Source organism: Terrabacter sp. P5_B1, from assembly GCF_056400505.1.
Genome location: NZ_JBFULD010000532.1, coordinates 1 through 1613, shown reverse-complemented (window position 1 = coordinate 1613; position 1613 = coordinate 1). Strand labels below are relative to the sequence as shown.

The following is a 1613-nucleotide window of genomic DNA, read 5'->3' as shown; positions in this document are numbered from 1 at the left end:
CGCCCAGGCCCCAGTCGAGTACCCATTTCCCGACGGTGCGCGGACGGGGAAGTGGGCACTCGAGTGTCGAGTGCTCGGTTTCCGACGGGGGTGTGGGTGGGGAGGTGGGCACTCGAGTGTCGAGTGCTCGGTTTCCGACGGGGTGGGGGTGGGGAGGTGGGCACTCGAGTGTCGAGTGCTCGGTTTCCGACGGGGTGTGGGTGGGGAGGTGGGCACTCGAGTGTCGAGTGCCCGGTTTCCGACGGGGGTGTGGGTGGGGAGGTGGGCACTCGAGTGTCGAGTGCCCGGTTCCCGACGGGATCAGGTGGAGTCGCGCACGACGAGGTGGGTGTCGAGGGTCGTGACCCGGGGCGGGGTCTCGCCGGCGAGCAGCCGCAGCAGCGTGTCGGCCATGACGACACCCATCTCCTGGGCCGGCTGGGCGACGGTCGTCAGCCCGACCTTGCCGCGCGTGGCGTACTTGCTGTTGTCGAAGCCGACGACCGCCACGTCGTCGGGCACGCGCAGCCCCCGCTCCTCGAGGGCGAGCAGCGCACCGCTCGCCATGAGGTCGCTCGCGACGAAGATCGCGTCGACGTCGGGGAAGGAGTCGATGATCGAGAGCGCGGCGCGGATGCCGCCGGCCTCGGTGAAGTCGCCGTGCGCGACGCGCTGGTCGGAGAGGCCGGCAGCGAGCACGGCGTCGCGCCAGCCCCGCTCACGGTCGACCGAGGCCGGCATGTCGGGCGGGCCGGTGATCGTCGCGATCGCCGTGCGGCCATGGTCGATCAGGTGCTGGGTCCCGGTGACGGCGCCCAGCCGGTTGTCGACGTCGATGTAGTAGTCGCTGTCCTCGGCCTCGTCACCGATCGGGCGTCCACCGAAGACGACGGGCAGCGACCTGCTGAGCGAGGCGAGGAAGTGGTCGCCGGAGTGGTGCGAGACGACGATGGCCCCGTCGACGTTGCCCCCGAGCAGGTAGCGGCGGGTCTTCTCCGACGGCGAGCTCGGGTGGGTCAGCTGCAGGTTGAGCACGTAGTCGCTGTCGTCGAGCCGGTCGCTGATGCCTTGGACGACGTCGGCGAAGTAGGGGTCGCCGAAGAAGCGGTGCGCGTCCTCGGGCACGACCAGTGCGATCGACATCGTGGCCCGCGCCACGAGCGAGCGGGCCGCGCGGTTGGGCACGTAGTTGAGCTCCGCGATGGCCTTCTCGACGACGGCGAGCACGTCGGCGCTGACCCGGGGCGAGCCGTTGATGACGCGGGAGACCGTGGCCCGGGACACGCCGGCCACCCGGGCGACCTCCTCGAGGGTGGGTCGCCCGACGGGGGTGGCCAGCGTCCCGTCGCTCATGTCGTGAATTCTCCTGCCGTGTCGTCGCCACCGCTGCTCACGTCCAGATCGGCCCACGGGCCGGGCAGCTGCCGCGTCGCGATGATCCGGGCGTAGTCGAGGGCGCTGGCCTTGGGGGTGCGCACCTGGGTGTCGTAGTCGACTCGGACGATACCGAAGCGCTTGGCGTATCCCCACGCCCATTCGAAGTTGTCGAGCAACGACCAGTAGAAGTAGCCGCGCACGGGCACCCCCGCGTCGACGGCGTCGAGGATCGCGCCGAGGTGCGCGCGGACGTATGC

At 70.7% G+C, this 1613-nt stretch carries 2 protein-coding genes; both read right to left on the bottom strand.

Going from position 1 to position 1613, the window contains the following annotated elements; translation table 11 throughout:
* Positions 1-300 precede the first annotated feature (300 nt).
* Positions 301-1332: a LacI family DNA-binding transcriptional regulator gene (locus tag AC1DP0_RS21700; RefSeq protein WP_478088620.1), complete on the bottom strand. Its 1032-nt coding sequence runs from the start codon at positions 1330-1332 to the stop codon at positions 301-303.
* A partial coding sequence (locus AC1DP0_RS21695) for a family 1 glycosylhydrolase (RefSeq protein ID WP_478088618.1) occupies positions 1329-1613 on the bottom strand: 285 nt, incomplete at its 5' end. The genes AC1DP0_RS21695 and AC1DP0_RS21700, both read right to left, overlap by 4 nt.